Below are 1,576 nucleotides of genomic sequence, written 5' to 3'. Positions count from 1 at the left end.
TTTATCTTGACCACTCATCCCACTTTACCAAAGGTTATGATCATCGACGTTCGATGACTTTTCGTTTTTTAGTTTTACCTAATTTATAATTATATATTATAAAGAGTAAATATTAAATGGGTGGGTGCTGCCACAGGAGCGGATGGGCTACAATGGGCGATATTGTTTGTGAGTACTGCCGGAACAGGAGCTGTTCGTCATCACGATGGACCAGCGAATTCCGTGTTGATGTTAGCCTGTGATTTATCAGACCCAAGTGTAAGCTTTGATTCAACCTGGTGGAAACCGATTGGAATGCGGGGAAGTGTAAGTTATCGCGTACAATTCGATCACACCTTTATTCCTAAAGAAAATCTGATTGGCTATCCAGGGCAATACTTGCTTGAAGAGTGGCAAACTCGCTTTACTCCTCAGTATGGAGCGGCATTTTTGGGGGCGGCAGAAGGGGCTTATGGTTATGCCCACGCTCATATCAAAAAGCAAGGCAGAGAACAGGATGCTTATGTGCAGCATCGGATTGCTAAATCAACCATGAACATTGAAACCATGGACTTGTGGCTACGAAAAGTGGCTTTGTTGTGGGAAACAGGTCAACACCAGCAGGCCAAAGAAGCTGGTAACCGCTTTCGTTATTTGTCAGAAAAATTGGCACTGGAGACTTTGGAACACTGTACTCGCATGTGTGGCGCTCGTGCTATGATTCAACCCAGTCCTTTGGAACGGATTTATCGCGATTTATCCTTCTATACTCTCCATGATAATTGCGATCGCGTTTTGGCCTCCATTGGTCAGGAAATACTGGGGCAAGAAAGCGATCGGGCGTTTTTTAATTCTTCACAGAAGTAAGCATTCAGCTTAAGCGCTACAGATGGTGCTACTTGAGGTGCTTATGCGCTACAGATGGTGCTACTTGAGGTGCTTTGGGTCTGTGGCCACGCTACACCGAACAGTTTATGCCCAAGCACACGCTACTGTTTGCGCAGCACCTCAAGTAGCGCAATCGGTGCTTTTGAATAAAATAAGCGGCGTTGCTGAATTAAGGAATGAATGCGCGATCATCTGGTTTTGTTAAAGCCCCCGTGGGTCCCCCGAGCGAGGGATTGCTCGCCCAGAATTGGGGGGCTAGGGCGTGTTTTCAAAGTTTTCCGCAAGATATTAGATCCCCCCCAGCCCCCCTTATTAAGGGGGGAGCCATACTCAAAGTCCCCCTTTTTTAAGGGAAACGGGGGTACTCGGAGTTTGAAGACACGCCCTAGGGGCAGGGCTAATTCATTGTGATCAGAGAAAATTAGGGCAGCCAGAAACTCGCGTAAACTATCAAAGTGAGCTCAATATGGAACTGTCCTACTTTTCCGATCAAGATCTTTCAATCATGCTGTCATACCAAATCCGTTTGTCACAACCCCTTTATAAAAATCGACCAAATCTTTGTATGCCAGGAATCTATGGTTATGCGGATCAGGGGGGTTAGGTAACAGGATTTGGGAAATGTCGTTGTCAGTCAATGGTTGGTGAGCACTCAATCGCTAAAAACCTGCACCGGTTCTAGGGAGCGAACCTATAAGTCATAGCTTAT

2 protein-coding genes are annotated in these 1,576 nt (G+C 46.0%); both read left to right on the top strand.

From position 1 onward, the window contains the following. The first annotated feature begins 120 nt into the window (after positions 1-120). The gene (locus F6K20_RS37860; RefSeq protein WP_287298305.1) at positions 121-846 is read left to right on the top strand and encodes an acyl-CoA dehydrogenase family protein; all 726 of its coding nucleotides are present in this window, start codon (positions 121-123) and stop codon (positions 844-846) included. A 43-nt stretch (positions 847-889) separates the two neighbouring features. After that, positions 890-1,072, top strand: coding sequence for a hypothetical protein (locus tag F6K20_RS37855; protein WP_287298303.1), 183 nt, complete (start codon positions 890-892; stop codon positions 1,070-1,072). The last annotated feature ends 504 nt before the right edge of the window (positions 1,073-1,576 follow it).

Origin of the sequence: Moorena sp. SIO2C4, assembly GCF_010672485.1 — a bacterium.
GTDB classification, from domain to species: Bacteria; Cyanobacteriota; Cyanobacteriia; order Cyanobacteriales; family Coleofasciculaceae; genus Moorena; species Moorena producens.
Note: the sequence above shows the minus strand (reverse complement) of the source record. Positions and strands in the feature narration are given on the sequence as shown.